Origin of the sequence: Pseudoduganella lutea, from assembly GCF_004209755.1 — a bacterium.
GTDB classification, from domain to species: Bacteria; Pseudomonadota; Gammaproteobacteria; order Burkholderiales; family Burkholderiaceae_D; genus Rugamonas; species Rugamonas lutea.
Map to the genome: position 1 here is coordinate 1,700,998 of NZ_CP035913.1, position 22,097 is coordinate 1,723,094.

Below are 22,097 nucleotides of genomic sequence, written 5' to 3' on the forward strand. Positions count from 1 at the left end.
AATCACCGGTCTGGCCGGCGCGCCGGGCATGTGCCGCGTAACCGGCTCGACCATCAGCTTTTACTGGCGTATTTACTGGCTTGTCTACCGCTTAACCACCGGGCGCCGATTGGCTGCGATTCATGGTAGCTTTCCCACTTTCATTGTGGAGGCTGCCTGCATGCCGTCGATCGCGCGTGAACAGATCACTCGTGAGATGCGCCGTCATCGCGAGCGCGTGCTGTTGCGCTGGCGGCAGCGCATCGGCGACGAGATCCCGTGCAGCGCCGCGCTGCCCGAGGCGGTGGTGTTCGACACGATGCCGGAGCTCTACGATTACCTCACGCTGTCGATCGCCGATCCCGATGAGCTGGGCCGCACGAGCCTTGCCCGTGCACACGGGGCGGAGCGGGCGCGCCAGGCCAGCTACCGGCCCGCCGATCTGCTGCGCGAATTCCAGGTGCTGCGCCGCTGCATGGCCGAGGTCGCCGAAGAAGAAAACCTGGTCCTCACGCACCTGCACATGACCGCGCTGGCCGCCAGCTTCGATACGGTGGAGCGCGAAGCGCTGGATGAATTCGACAGCGTGCGGCGCCGCGAGCAGGAGGTGGCGCAAATGACGGTATCGGCCGAACTGCGCGAGCACCTGAACGTGATCGGCGTTTCCACGCAGCGCATCATGGCCCATGGGAACCTCGACAAGATCGCCCAGCTGGCCAACCGCATCCGCGTTCGCCTGGCGAAGGTCGAGGCCCTGCTGGACGAACAGGAGCGCCAGGAAGTGGCGAAAGCCGAGCGCCTGCCGCTGCTGCTGTCCACGTTCGACCTGCTGGCGCTGGCGCGCGAGGTGTGCCGGGAAGCGCCCCAGCCGAATACGTCGGTCGAAGGCGATCCCGTACTGGTGACGTGGTGCCGCATCTCGATGCGCCAGGCATTGCGCACCCTGCTGGCGGAGGGCCGGGACGCAGCCGGCCCCGTGTCGATCACAGTGCGCCGGTCGAACGGGCGCGCTTCGCTCGCCGTGCTGCACCGGCACGTGCTGCCACCGGACGTGGTGCGCACCCTGTTCTCGGCGCGTAACGTGGAAACGCATCCCACCTTGCGCGAGTGGGGCGTGGGCCTAGCGTTCGTGCGCGAAGTGGCGGAAACCCATGGCGGCAGCGCCATCGTGCGCAGCGCGGACGCCACCGGCACCGAATTCCGGCTCGACCTCCCCATCGATGCCAGCCCGTTTCTCGGGAACAAAAGCTGAGCAGGCTTTGCAAACTGCTCAGCTTCTTGATCGAATCGCCTCATGCGTTGACACGTGCCGGGCCAATCCCGATACTCGGTTGCCACTCCCGCAACATGGCGAAGCCTTGCCTGCGCTGTATGCGGCGCGCACCGGCCGCGCCCCGTGCCGCGCCACCGCCGGGATGGCGACAGTTTCCGTGCAATCCCCGCAACCTTCGTATTGAGAGCTCCATGAACAATCGATTCCTGTTTGCCACCGCCGCCGCTTTCGCCGCCCTCGCCGCACCCGCCTGCGCTGAAAAGCTATCGATCACCGTCACCCACTCGCTCGACGCGGCCCGCCCGTCGGAGACGATCACCGTGCCGTGGTCCGAGGTGAACCGCGTGCTGCCCGGCGCGCTGCTGCAGAAGATCGCCGTGCGCGACGCCGCCGGCAAGCTGCTGCCCTACCAGGTAACGAACGTGGCGCCGCAGGCGAAGGACCCGGAGAACCGCGGCATTGCCTACGGCGACCTGATCTTCCAGCACGACTTCAAGGCTGGCGAGAAGAGCGCCACGTTCACCGTGGAGAAAACGGAGACCGTATCGCCGCCATTCCCGAGCAAGGTGCACGCCCGCTACGTGCAGGAGCGCCTGGACGACTTCGCGTGGGAAAACGACAAGGTAGCGCACCGCACCTATGGCCCCGCCCTGGGTGCCCCGGCACCGGCCGGCGGCGGCAAGGAAGTGCTGGTCACGAGCGGCAACGACATCTGGTTCAAGCGCGTGCCCTACCCGATCGTGGACCGCTGGTACAACAAGGGCCACGACCACTACCACGTGGACCAGGGCGAAGGCATGGACATGTACAACGTGGGACGCACGCTGGGCGCCGGCGGCACGGGCATCTGGGATGGCACGAAGCTGGCCAAGGCGAACAACTACGCGAAGTGGAAGGTGCTGGCCAACGGCCCGGTGCGCGCGATCTTCGAATTGTCGTACGACGCGTTCGACGCGGCCGGCACGAAGGTCTCCGAAGTGCGCCGCTTCACCGTGGATGCCGGCCACTGGTTCGACCGCATCGAATCGACCTTCACGTTCACGGGCCCCCAGCAGCTGAACGCCGTGGTGGGCCTGAACAAGACCCCGAGCGACAAGGGCCAGGACCCGCAGATCGCCACCGACCGCGTGCCGGCCGACGGCTCGCTGCGCCAGTGGGTCACGCAAAAGAGCAACGACGCGTTCGGCGTGGCCGTGGTGGTGCCCACCGCGAAAGATGGCGCCTCCGACCAGGCCAACGATTTCGTGATCGCCCCCGTCACCTCGGGCAAGCCGCTGACCTACTACGTGGGCGCCGCGTGGAGCCGTGCCGGCGAGATCCGCACGAAGGAAGAGTGGGCGAGCCAGGTGGCGCTGACCGCCGCGCGGGCGAAGTCGCCGGTGAAGGTGGCGGTGGCGGTGGTGAAGTAAGTTTTTGCTTGCGTGCTTATCGGTTGCCTGGATCGATAGCTACCGGCTGCTGGACACCAGTTTTTTCTGCGCGTGTTGCATCAGGCCGTGGCTGTTGGCCGCCGAACACCGGTGTCTGACACCATTTTCGGATGAATCTCCCGGAAATGGTGTCAGACACCGGTTTTCCTCTGATGCCGCCGCAACGCATGCACTCCCACGCTCACTGTACTGATTCTTTCGGCGCTATCACGGGCCGCCTGCCCTCTGAATACCACGCCGGCAACAACTCCCTCATTCCCCATGAAGATCAAACCGCTCGCAGCCCTGCTCCTCGCCCTGGCCGCCCCCGCCGCCTTCGCCGCCATGCCGCCCGAAGGCTGGCGCTTCGATTTCTCCGCCAAGCCCGCGAAGGGCCACACGGCCGTGCAGGCCGGCACCACCTACGACACCGCGCGCGGCTTCGGCTACGAGCCGGATAACAACAGCGGCAACGGCGCGGCCGCCACGTTCTTCTCGGCCGACGTCCCCGAGGGCAACGTGGCCGTCACCGTCACCCTCGGACCGGGCACGCACACGATCAAATCCGAGGTGCGCCGGCTGATGCTGGAAAACGTCACGGTGCCCGCGGGCCAGTCGGTCACGCGCACCTTCGTCGTCAACACCCGCACGCCGGCCATCGCCGCGGCGAATGGCATGAAGGCGGGCGCCGTCGACCTGAAGGCGCCGCGCGAAACGGTGCAGGAAGCGTGGAACTGGGACCGCCGGCTCACGCTCGAGATCCACGGCGGCGTGGACAAGGTGGAGATCAAGCCGTTCACTGGCGCCACTGCGGTTCCCACCATCTTCCTGCTGGGCGACTCCACGGTCAGCGACCAGCCGGGCGAGCCGTATGCCAGCTGGGGCCAGATGCTGACACGCTTCTTCAAGCCCGGCGTGGCCATCGCCAACCATGCGCAGTCGGGCGAAACGTTCCGCGACTCGCTGGCGCGCCGCCGCATCGACAAGATCGTGTCGCAGCTGCGCCCGGGCGACGTGGTGCTGCTGCAGTTCGGCCACAACGACCAGAAGCAGATCGCGGCCGGCAGCGGCGGGCCGTTCACCACCTACAAGGCCGAACTGCGCCAGCACGTGGACATGATCCGCGCCGCCGGCGGCCTGCCGGTCGTGGTGTCGTCGATGGAGCGCCGACGTTTCGATGCCGAAGGCAAGCCCTATGCAACGCTGGCCGACTACGCCATGGCCGCGCGCCAGTCCGCCGAAGAGCTGCGCGTGCCCTACATCGACCTGAACGCGGCCAGCCGGGTGCTCTATGCGGCCCTCGGCGTGGAAGGCTCGAAGCCGGCGTTTGCCACGAAGGACGGCCAGATCGACAACACGCACCACAGCAACTATGGGGCATACCTGCTGGCCAAGGCGGTCGCCGCCGGCATCCGCGTCGCGAAGCTGCCCGTCGCCGCCCAGCTCGTGGACGGCTTCGCATTCGATCCGGCCCGCCCCGATCCGTTCGAGAAATTCGCCGTGCCGGCGAGCCCCCGCTACACCAACGAGCGCCCGCTGGGCGACGAGGCCAACCGATGATCCGACAATTACTCGCCGCCGCGGCCTTCGCCTGCGCCCTGCCCGCCTTCGCCGCGGATGGCTACGTGTTCGCCTACTTCACCAGGAATGGCGAGGATGGCCTGCACTTTGCCGCCAGCACCGATGCCTATCAGTGGGACAAGGTCGCCGGCGGCAAGAGCTTCCTCACGCCGAAGGTGGGCAAGTCGAAACTGATGCGCGACCCGTGCATCGTGCGCGGGCCGGATGGCACGTACCACATGGTGTGGACGTCGGGCTGGAACGAGAACAATATCGGCTACGCATCGTCGAAGGATCTCGTCACCTGGTCGGAACAGAAGGAACTGCCCGTGATGGCGCATGAACCGGGCGTGCTGAACGCCTGGGCGCCGGAGATCGTGTACGACGACAAGCGCAGCGAATTCCTCATCTTCTGGGCGTCCACGGTGCCGGGCAAGTTCACGGAGACCGCCGGCTCCTCGGAGCAGAAGTACAACCACCGCATGTACTACACCACCACGAAGGATTTCACGCGCTTCGCACCCACGCAGCTGTTCTACGATCCGGGCTTCTCCGTCATCGACGCCACGTTCGTGCGCGCCAACGGCAAGGATTACCTCATCGTGAAGGATGAAACCGTGAAGCCGCCGCGCAAGTACCTGCAGGTGGCCGAGGCACCGGACCTGCGCGGGCCATTCAAGCCGCTGTCGGCGCCGATCACGCCGCAAGGGCTGTGGGTCGAAGGCCCGACCGCGATCCAGGCGGGCCAGGATGTCATCGTGTATTTCGACGCTTACACCACGAAGCACTACGGCGCGCTGCGCTCGCGCGACATGAAGACATGGGAAGACGTGACGGACAGGATGCGCTTCCCGGACGAAGGCACGCCCGTACGGATGCGGCACGGTACCGTCGTTCCCGTGCCAGAAGCCGTGCTGGCGAAGCTGCGCGCCGCCAGATAAGTCCAACCCAGGGCAGAAGCCGGGGTCAGACCCCACGGGTCTGACCCCAGACCTTCGCTTTTGGGGTATATGCATGAAGCGTACTGGTGTCGGACACCGGCTTCTTGGTGTCGGACACCGGTTTTCACATGATGCAGCCAATTCCCTGAGCGGTAAACCGGTGTCCGACACATTTTCCGGATAAAGCGCCCGGAAAAAATGTCCGACACCAGCTGAGCGGCATTACTGCCTATCCCCGCTTTACCCGTATTTACCCCGATTCACACTATGTTACTTAACGACTTGCGGTGGAAATAATGGCAACGGATGCGGCGGGTACAATCCCGCCCATCATTCCAACAACAACAGCCACGCAATGAATCCATCGAAACTCGTCCTGCGCCCTCTTCCCGCGCTGCTGCTCGGTGCCCTCGTCGGGCAACTGGGCATGGCGCAGGCGCAGCAGGCACCTGCCACCGCCCCTGTCGCCGCACCTGCGGCCGTCAATCCCGGGACAGCGAAACCGGCCGCCACGCCCACCGTTGCCGGCACGCCCGTCGATGAGCCGAAGAAGCCGGCACCCGCGCCGGAGCAGGCTGGCGGCACCCCGATGCAGACCGTGACCGTGGTGGCGGAACGCCCCGCCGAGCAGATCGACCGCTCCACGTATGACGTGAAGTCGGAAGTGGTGACGCCGAACGCGTCGGCGGCGGACGTGATCGCGAACGTGCCGAACGTCACCGTCGACCAGGATGGCAAGGTCGCCATCCGCGGCAACCAGAACGCGCAGGTATTCGTCAACGGCAAGCGCTCGGCCATGTTCTCCGGCCAGAACGCGGGCGATGCGCTGAACAGCTATCCGGCCGAAGCGCTGGAATCCATTGAGGTGATCACCACGCCGGGCGCCGAATTCGGCTCGGAAGGCGGCAGCGGGCCGATCCTGAACCTCGTCACGCGGCGCGTGCGCGCCCCGGGCAAGCAGGGCACGGCGTCCGTCAACATGGGTACGCAAGGCCGCTACGGCACGTCGCTGTCCGGCAGCTACGTCGTCGGCCGGCTGCAGGTGGAGGGCCAGGTGGGCGTGATGCGCAATGTCTTCGAGCGCACCGGCTATTCCGATACGGAGACCCAGGTCGGCAGCAACGTGTGGACGACGCACCGCGAGAACACGAGCCGCACGCCGTCGAAGACGCTGTCGCTGAATCCCACGATCAGCTACAACATCGGCGAAACGGACCGGATCAGCGCGGGCCTCAACTTCAACCGGTCGCTGCGCGACACCGGCTCGAACGAGTATTACCAGACGTATCACGGCGGCGCCGCGCCCTACGAGGAATACTTCCGCAGCATCGACCGCGGCAGCCAGGCCACTGTCTACCAGCTCGCGCTGGGCTGGGAGCGCAAGTACAGCGCCACGGAAAAACTGAACATCGACCTGCGCACGTCGGGCAACGAGTCGAAGACGGACAGCTGGAACCGAAACGCCTACGTGGTGGCGCCGCCCGCCGGCGCGCGGCCGGAAAGCACGAACGGCAACGACAAGTCGGAGCGGCTCACCGAACTGAGTCTCGACTACAACAAGCGCATCAGCCCCGCCTTCAACTTCAAGGCCGGTGCCAAGGTGGGCCGCCGCACGGGTGAATCGGATGCCGACTACTTCAACATCGATCCGCTGACGGGCGAGGAAGTGGTGGACTTCAACCGCGCCAGCGCATTCCGGATGACTGAAAACACGTACGCCGTGTATTTCTCGCCGAACGTGCGCCTCTCCGAGCACTGGACCATGCTGCCCGGCCTGCGCTACGAGATGGTCGAACGCGACATGGACTACATCAACCAGGGCAACTCGGCCAGCGACTCGACGAAGAAGCTGCTGCCAAGCCTGCACCTGCAATACGGCTGGGGCGAGCGCGGCGCCACGGTCACGGGCGCGTATTCGCGGCGCATCAGCAGGCCACAGCCGGAAGACATCAACCCGAACGTGCAGTACGTGGACGACCAGAACTACTCGCAGGGCGACCCGCGCCTGGCGCCCACGCATGGCGACAAATACGAACTGAAATACACGGACACATGGGGAGCCGTGAACAGCAACCTCTCGCTGTTCCGCGAAAAGGACAGCCCGCTGCTGGGCCGCTTCCTCACGCCGGTGCCGGGCAGCACGGCCGTCGTCAGCGAGGCGGTGAACTTCGGCGCCAAGACGAACGACGGCATCAGCTGGAACCTGCAGTACAAGCCATCGCGCGAGGTGCGGCTCGACGCCACGATGGGCGTGCGCCGTGTGACGCAATCGTACCTGGCCACGCTGACGAACGAGAACGGCGTGAACTACTCGGTCGAATCGGAACGGCGCCAGACCACGCCCACGCTGCAGCTGCGCCTCAACTACTCGGGCTTCGAGGGCCACACGATCCAGGTGAACGGCAACTACACGGGCCGGCAGTTGAACGGCCTGTTCGAATCGGAACCGAACTGGCAGGCGCACCTGTCGTGGTCGTGGCGCTTCGCCCCCCAGTGGACGCTGCGCACCAGCGTGCGCGACCTGTTCGACAGCAACGTCAACGAGAACCGGCAGATCACGGAGACGGTGCGGCAGTACAACTACAGCGAGCAGCAGGGCCGCACCTTCATGGTCGCCCTCAGCTACAGCTTCGGCGGCGTCTCCGGCGACCCGAGCCTGCGCAACAACCCCGGCATGTTCCGCGGCCCGCAAGGCGATGGCCCCCGCGGCCCCGGCAGCTTCGGCCCAGGCCCCGGCGGCTTCGGCCCGGGCATGTAAAAGCACCTGGTACCAAACCCAGCGGCAGAAGCCGGGGTCAGACCCAGCGGGTCTGACCCCAGTTTTTTGCACTTGGGGTAAACGCGTGCGCTATCGATGCGCAGCCCTCCTCATCCCTCCCCCTCTCCAATCAACAATGCGAGCAAAAGCGCCACGAAGCGCTCACCGCATTGCACCCCTCAACCATATCGGCTACTGTGACTCCGGATCGAGCGCGCAGATCGCAAGCGCGGCCACCATTAACCCCGGAGACGATAGTTCAAGTGAAGAAGACCCCGTTCAAGATGAAGGCTGGCCGGCTGCTGATCGGCACGCTGCTCGCATGCACCTCCCTGCACCTCATTGCGCAGGAAGCCCCGCCCCCACAGGAAAAAGGCCCGGCCGCAGCCGACGCGATGCTGCACGCGCTCGTGGTGAAGTACCCGAATCCCTACCGCGCGATGGAAGCGGCCGAGGTGAAGGCCGTGATGGACCGCGTGTTCACGTACCTCGACGCCACCACGCCGGCCGAGTTGATCGACAAGACGTCCCATGCGCCGATCGCAAAACTGGACAAGGCCAATCCGAACGCCGTGTTGAAACCAGGCGACTTCCGCCTGACCAGCTATGAGTGGGGCGTCACGTATGCCGGCATGCTGGCCGCCGGCGCCGCCACGGGCGACAAGCGCTACACCGAGTACACGACGAAGCGCCACCAGCTGCTGGCCGACCTTACGCGACTGTACCTGCCGGGTGTGAAGGCCGATCCGGCGAATGCACAGGCACCGATCAAGAGCTTCCTGAACCCGCATGCGCTGGACGATGCCGGTGCGCTGTGCATGAGCTTCCTGAAGGCCAAGCAGATGGGCTCCAAGGTGAACTATGGCCAGATGGTGGACATCTGCGGCAAGTTCGTCACCGAGAAAGAGTACCGCCTGCCGGATGGCACGCTGGCGCGCGGCGGCCCGGATGGCAAGGGCGGCAACAAGCAGCGTCCGCTGACGAACACGCTGTGGCTGGACGACATGTTCATGGGCGTGCCCACCATCGCGCTGCTGGGCAAGGATACGGGCAACACGAAATACTATGACGACGCGGTGAAGCAGGTGCTGCAGTTCTCGCAGCGCATGTTCAACCCGCAGCTGGGCATCTACATGCACGGCTACGTGGAAGGCCTGCGCGACCACCCGGAACTGCACTGGGCGCGCGCCAACGGCTGGGCCATCATGGCGATGGTCGAAGTGCTCGAAGTGCTGCCGAAGACCCACAAGGGCTACAAGGCCGTGGAAGACCAGTTGCGTGCCCATGCAAAGGGCCTGGCGAAATTCCAGCACAAGGATGGCCTGTGGCACCAGCTGATCGACCGTAACGACTCCTACCTGGAAACGTCGGCCACGGCGATCTACGCATATGCGATCGCGCGCGCCGTCAACCGCGGCTACCTCGACAAGGAAATGTATGGCCCAATGGCCAACCTGGCATGGAACGCGGTGGCCTCGAAGGTGAATGCGAAAGGCGAGATCGAAGGCATCTGCGTGGGCACCGGCATGGCGTTCGACCCGGCGTTCTACTACTACCGCCCCACCAGCACCCGCGCCGCGCACGGCTACGGCCCGCTGCTGCTGGCGGGCGCCGAGATCATCGAGATGAACAAGAAATTCAAGTTCGGCCTGAACGACAGCGGCTTCATGTACCAGGGCCAGCGCTGATCATCCAGCGCGCATGACATCGCGGCTGCGCTTCCCCATGCGGGACCGCAGCCGTTTTTTTTCATCGCAGGAGACAGATATTGAAAACAACGATGACCCTTTGCGCGACCGCCGTCGCGGCGGCGATGCTGGCCGCCTGCGGCACCACGGGTACGGCGAACGTGGCGGCGCCCGGTGCCGGAACAGCGATCGCCACCGCGATGGTGCCGGCGAAAACGACCATGCAGCTGGAGAAGCTGGATCGCGGCACTGTCGCCGTACGTGGCAGGGACGGCACGCTGGTGAGCTGGCGTTCGCTGGCGACCGATGCGCCGGGACTGGCGTTCAACGTCTATCGCGATGGTAAAAAGCTCAATGGCGAACCGGTCGCCACGTCCACCAATTACGTCGATACGGCCGGCGGCGCCGGCAGCTACGAGGTGCGCGAGGTAGTCAACGGCGCGGAAGGCGCGGCCAGCAAGGCGCTGGCCATCGATGGCTTCCTCACCGTGCCGCTGCAGCGCCCGGCCGGTGGCAAGACGGCCGATGGCAAGGAGTACACGTACAACGCCAACGATGCCTCGGTGGCCGACCTCGATGGCGATGGCCAGTACGAGATCGTGCTGAAATGGGACCCGAGCGAATCAAAGGACAACTGCTGCGCGGGCTTCACCGGCAACGTGCTGCTCGACGCCTACCGGCTCGATGGCACGCTGCTGTGGCGCGTGGACCTGGGCCGCAACATCCGTGCCGGTGCGCACTACACGCAGTTCCAGGTAGCCGACTACGATGGCGACGGCAAGGCCGAGCTGATCGTCAAGACGGCGGATGGTACGCGTGATGGCGCGGGCAGGATCATCGGCGACGCGGGCGCCAATTGGGTCAGCGGCAGCGGAGAAATCGAGCAGTCCGACCGCACGGGCTCGCGCCTCACCGACGACGGCAAGCTGATGGCTGGCTTCATGGGCCGCATCGTGAAGGGGCCGGAATACCTGTCCGTGTTCGAAGGCGCCACGGGGCGCGTGCTGGACACGATTCCCTACCCGTCGAAGCGCGGCGAGGACGGCGACAACCCGGGCGCCGACGCGCTGAAGGCGCGCTGGGGCGACGGCTACGCCAACCGGTCCGACCGTCACCTGGCCGGCACCGCCTGGCTGGACGGCAAGCACCCGAGCGCCATCTTCGCCCGCGGCTACTATGCACGCACCACGATCGCCGCCGTCGATTTCGCGGGCGGAAAACTGCGCCAGCGCTGGTACTTCGATTCCGAAGCGGCCGGCGTGCCTCAGGGGTATTCGGGCCAGGGCAACCACCAGCTCAGCGTGGCCGACCTCGATGGCGACGGCCGGCACGAGATCCTGTATGGCGCGATGGCGCTGGACGACGATGGCAAGCCGCTGTGGACGACCGGCATGGGCCACGGCGACGCGATGCACGTGGGCGACCTCGATCCGACCCGCCCCGGCCTGGAAAAATGGGGCGTGCACGAGAACATGCAGATGGCGCAAAACCGCGGCGCGGCCATGGTCGACGCGCGCACCGGCGAAGTACTGTGGTCCACGCCCGCCACGAAGGACACGGGCCGCGGCGCCACGGGCGACATCGATCCCCGCTTCCCGGGCGCCGAAGCCTGGTCGGCCGCGTCGCCGAACCTGTTCGACGTGAAGGGCAACGTGATTGCTTCGACCCGGCCGGCCCAGATGAACTTCATGATGTGGTGGGACGGCGACCTGCAGCGCGAACTGCTCGACGGCACCAAGGTCTCCAAGTGGAACTGGCAATCGGGCAGCGCCGACGTGCTGCTCGACGCGCAAGGCACCGCGTCGAACAACGGCACCAAGTCGAACCCTGCGCTGTCCGCGGACCTGTTCGGCGACTGGCGCGAGGAAGTCATCTGGCGCGCGGCCGACAATAACAGCCTGCGCATCTACTCGACATCCATCCCCACCACGCACAAACTGACGACCCTGATGCACGACCCGCAATACCGTGCCGCCATCGCCTGGCAGAACACCGCGTATAACCAGCCGCCCTGGCCGTCGTACTACATCGGTGAAGGCATGCCGAAGTAACGCGTGCCCACGGCCTTCGAGCCGCTGGTGTCAGACATTTTTATCCGGCCTTTTGGATAAAAGTGTGTGACACCGGTTCTCCCGTGCGCTTGCTGCCGGCCGAGGAAAACCGGTGTCTGACACCTTTTCCTGAAAAGCCCCAGGAAAAAGTGTCAGACACCAGGCAGATCGAGCATTGTCAGTGCTTCACGCCTTCCACCTGCCGGCCTTGTGCTGACAGCCATTTGTCCACCACCCCGCCCGGCAGGCTGCGCAAGGCGGCGACCACGCGCTGGGCGTTGAACGCGGCGCCGGCGTCGTTGGTATGCGTGCGCGCATCGCTGAAATACGTGTCCACGACGCCGGCACCGGCGCGGCGGTAGCCTTCCGTGATCACCATCGTCAGGTCGACGAACTGCGCGCCGTGGCGCTGGGCCACTTCGCGGCCCCACTGGGCGAAGTTCTCGAAGTCGCGGCGGTCCTGCCATGCGTCGCGGTGCGGGACCGGCGACAGCACCACCACCGTCGCGCCCTTTGCCTTGGCATCCTGCACGTAGCGCGCCATGTACCAGCCGAACGTGTGCACCTGTTCGACCGTGCCGTCGGGTTTCCTGTCTTCCACCGTCTCGGGGCCGGTACCGGGGCCGGAGGCGCGACCCTTCATGGCGGGGTCGCCGATCCGGCCGCCATCGTTGTGGCCGAACTGGATCGCCACCACGTCGCCGGCTTTCAACTGGTCGAGCACCCGCTGCCAACGGCCCTCGGTGTAGAACGTGCGGCTGCTGCGCCCGCCGATCGCGTGGTTGACGACGTTGGCCTTGCCCGCGTCGAAGTATGGCGCGATGCGCTCGCCCCAGCCGACATGGCCGCCCGCGCCGCCGCTCTTCACGGTGGAGTCGCCGACCAGGTGCAGCGTGGGCAGCGCGCTGTTCGCGGCCTGCTCGGCTTTTACGGCTGCCGCGTCGACGACCGGGCGCTCGTCCTCGTTGGCCGGGATGGCCTTGCCACGCTCGTTCAATGCGCCAACGAGCGTTTGCAGGCCCAGTGCCCTGATGCCGCCGACGACGATCCGTGCGTTCAGGTCCGCGCCGGCCCAGTTGGTGTGCACGGATTCGTCCGGCGTCACGAGTGGGAACAGCTTCATCACCTCGTCGCGGCCCATCTCGTCGTAGCGGCGTGCGGCCAGTTCGTTCAGGTCGATGAAGCCCGCTTTCTCCCGCTGCGCCACTTCCTTCGCCCAGCCCGCGTAGTCGCCGGCATTGCGGCGCACTTTTCCATCCTCGCTCCAGCGCTTGCGGGGGATCAGCGACACCACGACCGGCGTGGCGCCCTTCGCGCGGATCTGCGCGATGTAGTCGGTCAGGTACCAGCCATAGCTGTGCACCGTTTCGCGCTGCTTCGTCAGCAGGTTGTCGATTTCCTCGGTCTCGTTGCCGGTGCCGCGGATCGTGCCGCGCGCGCGGCTGGTGTCGTTGATGGCGCTGGCGTCGTTGTGCCCGAACTGCATCAGCACCACGTCGCCCTTCTTGACCAGTGCCAGCGTGCGCTGCCAGTGGCCGCTGGTGACGTAGGTGCGGCTCGACAGCCCGCCGACGGCGCGGTTGACAACGTTGATCTTCGACGTATCGAAGTAGTTCGCGATCGGATTGCCCCAGCCCCACTGGCCGGCCGGGCCCTTGCCCTGGCCGTCGTCGTGGCCATTGCGCACGGTGGAATGGCCGATCAGGATCAGCGATGGCAGCGCCGGGTTGGCCGGTTCCGGCAGCACGACCAGTGCCTTGGCCGGATCGGTATTCACCGCCGCCGGCAGAAGGGCCTGGGCCTGGACCACCGCGTGGCAAAAGAGGAAAAGAACAAGGGATTGAAGGTAGCGTTTCATGGAACCATTCTAAGGCAGCGGTTTTGCGGCGCTCCGCGACGGCTTGCAAACGATCAGGAAGATGAGTGGAGCAAGGATGCGCAAACGTGCTTGCCGGCGCACAATCGGCCCTTTCCACCCTGGGCACACACGATGAACACCTCCACCCTGCTGCGCGCCGCCGTCTGCGCGGCGCTCTGCCTCACCACTGCTGCGCATGCGGGCATCGGCCAGCGTTTCCCGTCCGAGCGCAAGGTCGTCAAGGACCCGGTTACGGGCACGATGCTGACGTTCCTCACCAGTACCCCGCAGGGCGATTCAAAGATCTATCCGACGCACCCGCAATGGACATCCGACGGCAAATGGCTCGTGTTCCGCTCGAACCGCGTGAAGGGCGAGGCGATGGCCGTCAACGAAGCCACCGGCGACATCGTGCAGGTGACCGAGGGCGGTTACTCGGGCATGCTCAATATCGCGCAAAAGTCGATGAAGCTGTTCTTCATGCGCCCCGGCGCCGAACAGGGCGTGCTGCAGATCGTGGAGGTGGACCTGGCGGCCGTGTTCCGCGACAGCGCCGCCGGCAGGATGAAGCCGGCCGCCGAATATCAGCGCATCGCAGGCACCACGCCGGCCGAGCTGGAAGCGGGCGGCGACATGGCGCTCGACGCCGACGAGGAATGGGTGTACTTCCGCGTGGGCCGCAATGCGGCGGCGAAGCACCTGCCGGCGGGCGCGAAGATCGAGGAGAACTTCGGCCCGCGCAATATGGGTGCGGGCCCGAACGGCATCGCGCGGATGAACGTCAAGACAGGTGAAATCCGGCACGTGGTCTCGGTAGGCTTCCAGATCGGCCATATCCAGGCCAACCTGTGGAACCCTGGCGAGATCGTGTTCTGCTGGGAGACCGGCGGCAAGTCGCCGCAGCGCACGTGGACCGTGCGGTCCGACGGCACCGGCCTGCGCCCGCTGTATCCGGAAGCGCCGTACGAATGGGTAACGCACGAGGCGGTGATTACGAAGGATGAAGTGGCGATGGCGCTGATGGGTCACCGCCCCGTGAAGGATGGCGGCGGCGGCGTGGCCGCACCCGCGACCGGCGTCTACGGCGCCAATCCAGGGCAGGATGCCGCCTGGGGCGACGCCGGCACGCGCGAAAAGCCGACCGGGCTCGCCATCGTCAACCTGCGCACCCGCGAGATGACGATCGCGGGACAGACGCCTTCCGGCAGCGGCCTGTGGCACGTGCACGGCTCGCCCGACGGCCGCTTTGCAGTCGGCGACGATTTTTCGCGGTCGCTGTGGCTGATCGACCGGAAGACCCGCGAGATGAAGCTGCTCACGACCGGCCACAAGGACACCGCCGCCGACCATCCGCATCCCACCTTCAACGCGGCCGGCACGAAGATCCAGATCCAGTCCGCCATGCTGTCCGCCGATGGCAAGGCAATGAACATCGTCGTGGTGCCGGTGCCGAAGGATTGGCTGAAGCGAAAACATTAACAGCGAACAAAACTGGGGACGTACCCCTGTTTGCAGGCAACTACCCTGGCCATCGGACTGCCAGCGTCGCGGACAGCGGAACGTTTCCTTGAAACAGGGGTACGTCCCCTGTTTTGCCGTGGTTACAGTTTTTCCAGCGTGACGTTGCGCAACTGGTAGGGGGCGCCTTCGAGCTGGAAGCCGATGCGGCCCTCGGCAGGTTGGGCCTTCGTGATGCGGTTCTGGGCGACGCCGTTGATGGCGACTTCGATGGTGCCGTCGCGGCAGACGATGTCGGCGCTGTTCCATTCGCCGGCGGGGCGTTCGCTGTTGTCACCGGTGCGCGCCTTGATGACGGGCTGGGTGCCGGGGGCGCTGGTGGGCGGTTCGGCGAACGTGGCGGAGGCCATTGGCAGCAGGTCGCCGGCGGCGCCGTGCTTCGTCTGCACTTGCACGCTCGTCGGCCACACGCGGTCCATCGGCCCGTCGGAGATGTGCAGCAGCACGCCGCCGTTGCCCGGCTTGTCCGTCCAGCGCCATTCGACGTGCAGCCGGTAGTTGCGGTAGCTTCCCCTGGTGGCCAGGAAGCCCGACGGCTTGCCGGCCGTTCCGATCACGCCATCGGGCAGCAGGTGGAACACATCGGCCGCGGCGGCGGCGGGATCGGTGCGCAATTCCCAGCCAGCAAGGCCACGCGCGTCGAACAGGCTTTCCGCGCCTGCCGACACACACAAAGCCAGCAGTCCCGTGCACAATATCTTTCTGATCATTACACTTCTTCTCCCATGAAAAAATTCATCCTTCCCATCCTGCTTGCCATGACTTTTTCCTGCGCTTCCGCTGCGAATCCCAACGTCTTTCCCCTGTGGCCCGAAGGCGTGCCCGGCCTGAAGGATATCGGCCCCGAGCAAAACGGCAAGGGCTATATCCAGAACACGTCGAACCCCACACTCACGCTGGTGGGGCCCGCGGTCGATCGCCCGAACGGCACCGCGATCATCGTGGCGCCAGGCGGCGGCTACGTGCGCCAGTCGGTCGACCGGGAGGGGACCCAGTACGCGACCTGGCTCAGCACCCTTGGCGTGACGACGTTCGTGCTGAACTACCGCATGCAGGAGTACGGCCACCCCGCCCCGCTGCAGGACGTGCTGCGCGCCGTGCGCCTGATCCGTTCGCGCGCGGCCGAATTCGGGATCGACCCGAACCGCATCGGCGTGATGGGCAGTTCCGCTGGCGGCCACCTCGCGGCCAGCGCCGGCACGCTGTTCGACAACCCGGCCGGCCGCACCGGCACGGCCCTCGACAAGGTCAGCGCCCGCCCTGATTTCCTCGTGCTGATGTACCCGGTGATCGCGATGGAAGGCCCGGCCGCGCACATGGGTTCGCGCAAGGCGCTGATGGGCGACAAGCCGTCGAAGGAACTCGTGCAGCTGATGTCCATCGACCGCCAGGTCACCCCGCAGACGCCGCCCACGCTGCTGATCCACACGCAGGCCGATACCGCCGTGCCGGTCGAGAACAGCGTCCTGTTCTACCAGGCGCTCACGAAGAACAAGGTGCCGGCCGAGATGTACCTGTTCGAGCAGGGCGCCCACGGCATGGGCATGCGCGACGGCCTGGCCAACGCTTCGCAGTGGCCGCGCCGCGCCGAGGAATGGCTGCGCGCCCGCGGCCTGCTGACACCGGCCGCACCGGCGAAGTAAGCATAGGCCGGCACCGGATACAATGCCCGCATGTCCAAGCTTCCCATTGAATCCGATGCCGCCGCGCTGATCGCCCAGCTGGACCAGGTCGCCCAGGGCCTGGCGCAAACCTTCGCGCCCTTCTGCGAAGTCGTGGTGCACGATTTGCGCGACCCGGACCACGCGATCCTCGCCATCCACAACAACCTGTCCGGCCGGGCGCCCGGCGATCCGGCCACGGAGCTGGGGCTGGCGCGCATCGCCGACAGCAGCTATCCGCAGGTGGTGGCCAACTACGCGAACCGGTTCGCGGACGGCCGGCCCGCCAAGAGCACGTCCATCGGCATCAAGGATGGGCAGGGAAACTACGTGGCGGCGCTGTGCCTGAACGTGGACATGTCGCTGTTCCGCTCCATGCAGAACGCTTTGCAGCAGTTCGGCGCCACCGGCACGGCGCCGTTCCAGGAATCGCTGGACCCGGCCAATGCCGAGGCGATCCGGCGCCGCATCGACCAGTACGCGGCCGGCCTGGCCGCTTCGCCGCAACTGCTGAAGGCCGAGGACCGGCGCGCGCTGATGCGCGAGCTGAAGGCTGCCGGCTTTCTCGAAGTGCGGCGGGCGATGGAGATCGCGGCTGCGCATCTGGGCATCTCAAGGGCGACGGCGTATAACGATGTGAAGTAGGCGAGCGTGCGTGCCGATCGCTTCACGCCGTAGCTGTTGGCCGCCGAACACCGGTGTCTGACACCTTTTTCTGGGTGAATCTTCCAGAAAAAGGTGTCAGACCGCTGCGGCGGACCGACCGGTTTGATGCCGCGTGCTACGTCAAGCGGGTCGGCCCGCAAAGTGAAACATCTGCGGCAGCGCCCACTCCTTGGGGCGATTACCCGGTTCGACTTCCATCAACGGCGCCATGTAATCCCACCACCGCTTCATCACAGGCTGCTGCGGCAACTCCGCGATCGGCGCGCCATCGCGAACCTTCAGCACGGCGAACAGCGACAGCGTGTCTTCGTCGAGGAAGATGGAATAGTCGAAGATGCCGGCGCCGTCGAGAGCGGCGGCAAGGTCGGACCACAGCTCGTCGTGCCGGCGCCTGTATTCCTCCACAACGCCGGGCTTCAGCTGCATCTTGAACGCTTTGGTAGTGAATCCCGTCATTTGATCGCCATCTTCTTCAGTTCCGCCGCGGCCTGCATGAAGCCGCCCACGCCGTAGTTGTAGCTCGACGACGGCCGGTAGTGGGCCGGCTCGGCGCCCGTCTGCTGGATGCCGCCCAGGCGGCCATCGGCGTAGATATGGTTCTTCACCAGCGCGGTCCACGCCTTTTCGATCACCGGGCGGTAGGTCTTCTCGTCCAGGTAGCCGTTGTTCACGCCGTACGCCATGCCATGGATGAACATGGCCGCACCCGACGTTTCGGCCAGCGGCCATGCCTGCGGGTCGAGCAAACCGGCGTGCCATTCGCCGTTCTCGTCCTGGATCGACGCCAGCTTGGCCGACATTTCCTGCAGCTGCTGCACGTAGAACTGGCGGTTCGGATCGTTCTTCGGCGTGAGGTCCAGCACCTTGGCCAGGCCAGCCATCACCCAGCCTTCGCCGCGCGACCAGAAGATCTTCTTGCCGTTCGGCTCGCGCTTGTTCGGGTCTTCGTAGGCGGTGTCGCGGGCGAACAGGTGCTCTTCCTTGTCGTACAGCAGGTCATACGTCTTCTTCCACTGTTCGTGCACATAGTCGGCGTAGCGCTGCTCGCCGGTGGCCTGCGCCATCTTCAGCCACACGGGCGGCGCCATGAACAGCGCGTCGCACCACCACCATGGCAGGCGCGGATCGTTCGGGCGCAACGTATCCAGGTCGATCAGCACGTCCAGGTATTTCTTCAGCACGGCGATCTTTTCCGGGCTCGGTTCCTGCAGGTACAGGTCCAGGTACATCTGGCCGATGCTGATGTCGTCCGCGTTCGGGTACTGGCCGGCACGCAGCGTCCAGTCGAAGCCTTTCGCCAGCTTGAGCATCGCGTCGCGGTACTTCGGATCGCCCGTCGCCTTCGACGCGTCCATGAAGCCCGCGTAGGTCACGCTCGCGGTCCAGATCTGGTCCGTGTATTCCATGGTGCGGCGCAGCTGCCAGTCAGCCACCTTGCGCAGCACCTTGTCGATATCCTTCTTCGTGATGGCCGGCGACAGGTCCTTGGCCAGCGGACCCGCGTCTTCCGGCGCATCGCCGAACTTGCGGCGGATATCCTTGTCGATGATCGCCTGCATGGCGGCCGTCGGCTGCGGGTAGTCCACTTTCGGCGACTGGGCATGCAGCGCGGTGCTCGCGCACAGGGTCAGAACGGCAACTGCCAGCGTAGTGAAACGATTCTTCATGACTTGTCCTGTTCTTCAAAGCTTTTCTTGGAGGGATCTTCCTTGATCGGGCGCGGCTGCACCACGAAGCTGCCTTCGGCGAGGCCGCGCACGGCCTTTCCGTCTTCCATCTCGACCGGCTTGCCCAGCTTGAGCTGCGCATTTTCAAACGTCCAGTCGGCGATATCGTAGAGGTGGCCGCCCTGCTCCGCCTGGATATCCAGGTTTTTCAGGCTGAAGCGCGTGGCCGGCTTTTCCTTGTAGCTGTCCACCTCGAACGCCGTCTTCGCGCCGGTCGCCTTGATGTTCCAGATTTGCACGTCACGCAGCTGCGCCATGCCCCGCTCCTTCGGCACCGGCGTGGCCAGCACCTTCCAGTACGGCGGCACGTCCTTCACGTCGTCCGGGATCTTCGCGTAGCTGTAGCTGGGGTTCCAGTTCATCGTGATGCGCAGCACCACCGGCGTGCCCTTCATCGTGAAGTCGTGCAGCCGGATGTTCTCGCCGTAGCCGCCGCGCGTGTGGGCGGACTTCAACAGGATGCCGACCGGCACCTTGTCGAGCACCGTGATGTTGTAGGCCTCGATGTTGCGGAAGCCGCCCGACGTTTCGCTGCCGAAGGTAAAGCCGGCCGCGCCGGAGCGGACGATCGAGTCGCGCACCACCACATCCTCGGTGCGGCGGCCAACGCGCAGGCCATCCGAATCGCGGCCCGCCTTCATGCACAGCGCATCGTCGTTGACGTCGATGTCGGCGTTCTGCACGAGGATCTTCTTCGAGGAGTCGATGTCGATGCCGTCCGTCGAAGGGCCAAGGCCATCCTGGTTGTTGCGGATGATGACGCCGTCGATCGTCACGCCTTCCGAATAGCAGATATGCACGGTCCAGAAGCCGGCGCGCTTGAGCAGCAGGCCGCCACCTAGTTTCACGTCCTTCGAGTCGAACACCTGGATCAGGCGTGGGCGCTGCGCATCGTAGTCGGAAGCCCAGCGCAGGCCGCGCGGCTCATATTGCTTGCGCAAGGTCCAGTAGCTGTCCCAGAACACCTTGCCGTCGCCATCGATCGTGCCCTCGCCTTCGATCTTCGCGTTGTTCTGCTGGTAGACGTTGACCAGCGCCGCCGGCCATTTCATCTCGATGCCGGCGATGCGGGTGGGCAGCACCGGGTAGTCCTTGATGTCCTGCGATCCCAGCAGGGTGACGCCCTTGCCGACCTTCAGCGTGACGCCGCTTTTCACGAAGATCGAGCCCGTGAGATAGATGCCGGCGGGGAATGTGACGGTGCCGCCTTTCTTCGCGGCGGCATCGATGGTGGCCTGGATGGCCTGGGTGTTCATGGTCTTGCCGTCGGGTTTCGCGCCGTATTTTTCGACGCTGAAGTTCGCGGCGTGGGCGATGGTGAACGCGGCGGACAGCATGATTGCTGCAAGCGCGCGTAGCCAGTGGGTCATCTGGTCTCCTCCTGTGTTTTTATAGTGTCGGCGCAGGAGGGCCTGGTGTCTGACACTTTTTCCGGGCGCATTTTCCGGAAAAGGTGTCAGACACCGGTGTTCTCATGCGCCGTCGCTGGCGGTGAGGAAAACCGGTGTCTGACACTATTTCCGGGTGAATCGTCCGGAAATAGTGTCAGACACCAGTACTTCGCCGCCGGCGACTCTTCATACAGACGTGCAAAAGCCTGCCCATGGCCGAAGCGTGGGCAGGCATGAACGACAAGGCTTAGACGATGCCGCTGCTGCTCGCGCCGGCCTTGGCCGGGCGCCGCTCGGCGGCGCCGTCGCGGTAGCCGGAAGAGCGGTAGGCCGCGACCGGGTCGGCGGCGCCGCCGGCGCGCACGCGGGCCATGGCGAGGATCGCGGATACGTCGGTGCGGTAGGCTTTCTTCAGCGTCTGCGCGGCGTTCAGCACGTCGTTCGATTCCTGGAACGCGCGCAGCGCGTTGCGGTCCACCAGCGCGGCCTGCACGAAGGCGCGCTGCACTTCCACGGCGGACGACATCAGGCTTTCGATCGGGTCGGTCACGTTGTGCGACTGGTCCAGCATGTAGGCCGGGTTGAAGTCCGTGAGGCCGCTCTTCGCCCGCTCGGCCGCGTCGGCCAGTTCGTTGAAGACCAGGAACAGCTGGAACGGGTTGATCGAGCCGGAATCCAGGTCGTCGTCGCCGTACTTGCTGTCGTTGAAGTGGAAGCCGCCCAGCTTGCCGAATTGCGCGAGGCGCGCCACGATCATTTCGATGTTCGTGTTCGGCGCGTGGTGGCCCAGGTCGACCAGGCATTTCGCCTTCGGGCCCAGTTCCTGGGCGCAGGCGAAGCTCGTGCCCCAGTCGGCGATCACGGTGGCGTAGAACGCCGGCTCGAACAGCTTGTGTTCGATGAACACGTTCCAGTCGGCCGGCAGCGCGCCGTAGATGTCGCGCATGCTGTCCAGGTAGCGTTCCAGCGAGCCGCGCAGGTTGTTCTGGCCGGGGAAGTTGGCGCCGTCGCCCACCCACACGGTCAGCGCCTTCGAGCCCAGCTTCTGGCCCAGTTCGATGCAGTCGATGTTGTGCTGCACGGCCTGCGCGCGGGCCGCGCCCGATTGCGCCGACAGGCTGCCGTACTTGTACGTGTGGTCCTGGCCCTGCTGGTCCTGGAAGGTATTCGAATTCACGGCGTCGAAGCCCAGGCCGTAGCCGTCGGCGATTTCCTTCAGCGCCGCCGGGTCGTCGGTGCGGTCCCACGGAAAGTGCAGCGACACGGCCGGCGTGGCGCGCGTGAGCTGGTTGATCACGGCGCAGTCTTCCATCTTTTCGAACACGTTGCGCGGCTCGCCGCGGCCCGGGAAGCGGGCGAAGCGGGTGCCGCCGGTGCCGGCGCCCCAGCTGGGTACCGCTACCGCGAAGGTGCCGGCCAGGGCCGTCAGTTGTTCGATGTCGACGCCGCGGCGCGACAGCATGCCGCCCAGCGCGTCGTAGTCGGCCTGCAGGTTCGCCTGCTGCTGCGCGTTGTGCTCGGCGACCAGGTTCGCGTCGATCACGGGGTTCTTAATGTCGGTCATGTTCGTCTCCTTCAAGTACCGCCGCCGCGACGGGGCGCGGCGGCTTGCGTTTG

Annotated in this window: 16 protein-coding genes; 10 read left to right on the top strand and 6 right to left on the bottom strand. The window is 65.7% G+C overall.

The genetic code is table 11. The features are described from left to right. Positions 1-160: 160 nt before the first annotated feature. The 7 genes from EWM63_RS07185 (at position 161) to EWM63_RS07215 (ending at position 11,659) form a co-directional block, all read left to right on the top strand. Positions 161-1,231: a sensor histidine kinase gene (locus tag EWM63_RS07185; RefSeq protein WP_130185912.1), complete on the top strand. Its 1,071-nt coding sequence runs from the start codon at positions 161-163 to the stop codon at positions 1,229-1,231. 212 nt (positions 1,232-1,443) lie between these two features. After that, positions 1,444-2,661 (top strand): DUF4861 family protein, encoded by a 1,218-nt coding sequence (locus EWM63_RS07190; protein WP_130185913.1) that lies wholly within the window; start codon positions 1,444-1,446, stop codon positions 2,659-2,661. Between the two features lie 282 nt (positions 2,662-2,943). After that, positions 2,944-4,221 (top strand): rhamnogalacturonan acetylesterase, encoded by a 1,278-nt coding sequence (locus tag EWM63_RS07195; protein ID WP_130185914.1) that lies wholly within the window; start codon positions 2,944-2,946, stop codon positions 4,219-4,221. Then, complete coding sequence (locus EWM63_RS07200; RefSeq protein WP_130185915.1) at positions 4,218-5,162, top strand: glycoside hydrolase family 43 protein; 945 nt, start codon at positions 4,218-4,220, stop codon at positions 5,160-5,162. Before EWM63_RS07195 ends, EWM63_RS07200 begins: the two co-directional genes overlap by 4 nt. A 355-nt stretch (positions 5,163-5,517) precedes the next feature. Further along, complete coding sequence (locus tag EWM63_RS07205; protein WP_130185916.1) at positions 5,518-7,920, top strand: TonB-dependent receptor; 2,403 nt, start codon at positions 5,518-5,520, stop codon at positions 7,918-7,920. A gap of 263 nt (positions 7,921-8,183) precedes the next feature. Further along, positions 8,184-9,608, top strand: a complete 1,425-nt coding sequence (locus EWM63_RS07210) for a glycoside hydrolase family 88/105 protein (RefSeq protein WP_229487782.1) — start codon at positions 8,184-8,186, stop codon at positions 9,606-9,608. A gap of 80 nt (positions 9,609-9,688) precedes the next feature. Beyond that, positions 9,689-11,659: a rhamnogalacturonan lyase gene (locus EWM63_RS07215; protein WP_207221258.1), complete on the top strand. Its 1,971-nt coding sequence runs from the start codon at positions 9,689-9,691 to the stop codon at positions 11,657-11,659. 178 nt (positions 11,660-11,837) lie between these two features. Here the strand turns inward: EWM63_RS07215 and EWM63_RS07220 are convergent, their stop codons facing one another. Next, positions 11,838-13,517: a GDSL-type esterase/lipase family protein gene (locus tag EWM63_RS07220; protein ID WP_130185917.1), complete on the bottom strand. Its 1,680-nt coding sequence runs from the start codon at positions 13,515-13,517 to the stop codon at positions 11,838-11,840. 132 nt (positions 13,518-13,649) lie between these two features. On the opposite strand from EWM63_RS07220, the gene EWM63_RS07225 reads away from it, so the two are divergent. Continuing rightward, positions 13,650-14,996 (top strand): TolB-like translocation protein, encoded by a 1,347-nt coding sequence (locus tag EWM63_RS07225; RefSeq protein WP_130185918.1) that lies wholly within the window; start codon positions 13,650-13,652, stop codon positions 14,994-14,996. A gap of 122 nt (positions 14,997-15,118) precedes the next feature. Here the strand turns inward: EWM63_RS07225 and EWM63_RS07230 are convergent, their stop codons facing one another. Next, positions 15,119-15,745 (bottom strand): 3-keto-disaccharide hydrolase, encoded by a 627-nt coding sequence (locus EWM63_RS07230; protein ID WP_130185919.1) that lies wholly within the window; start codon positions 15,743-15,745, stop codon positions 15,119-15,121. Between the two features lie 48 nt (positions 15,746-15,793). On the opposite strand from EWM63_RS07230, the gene EWM63_RS07235 reads away from it, so the two are divergent. Then, positions 15,794-16,678, top strand: a complete 885-nt coding sequence (locus EWM63_RS07235) for an alpha/beta hydrolase (RefSeq protein ID WP_229487783.1) — start codon at positions 15,794-15,796, stop codon at positions 16,676-16,678. Between the two features lie 30 nt (positions 16,679-16,708). After that, positions 16,709-17,341 (top strand): helix-turn-helix transcriptional regulator, encoded by a 633-nt coding sequence (locus tag EWM63_RS07240; protein WP_130185921.1) that lies wholly within the window; start codon positions 16,709-16,711, stop codon positions 17,339-17,341. Between the two features lie 141 nt (positions 17,342-17,482). Here the strand turns inward: EWM63_RS07240 and EWM63_RS07245 are convergent, their stop codons facing one another. From EWM63_RS07245 to rhaI, 4 genes are all read right to left on the bottom strand, one after another. After that, positions 17,483-17,818 (bottom strand): L-rhamnose mutarotase, encoded by a 336-nt coding sequence (locus EWM63_RS07245; protein WP_207221259.1) that lies wholly within the window; start codon positions 17,816-17,818, stop codon positions 17,483-17,485. Then, a complete protein-coding gene (locus EWM63_RS07250; RefSeq protein ID WP_130185922.1) occupies positions 17,815-19,029 on the bottom strand; it encodes a glycoside hydrolase family 88/105 protein in 1,215 nt (404 codons plus the stop codon). The genes EWM63_RS07245 and EWM63_RS07250 overlap by 4 nt, the downstream gene beginning before the upstream one ends. Then, positions 19,026-20,459, bottom strand: a complete 1,434-nt coding sequence (locus tag EWM63_RS07255; RefSeq protein ID WP_130185923.1) for a glycoside hydrolase family 28 protein — start codon at positions 20,457-20,459, stop codon at positions 19,026-19,028. The genes EWM63_RS07250 and EWM63_RS07255 overlap by 4 nt, the downstream gene beginning before the upstream one ends. A 268-nt stretch (positions 20,460-20,727) precedes the next feature. Then, the gene (gene rhaI, locus EWM63_RS07260) at positions 20,728-22,044 is read right to left on the bottom strand and encodes an L-rhamnose catabolism isomerase (RefSeq protein WP_130185924.1); all 1,317 of its coding nucleotides are present in this window, start codon (positions 22,042-22,044) and stop codon (positions 20,728-20,730) included. Between the last annotated feature and the right edge of the window lie 53 nt (positions 22,045-22,097).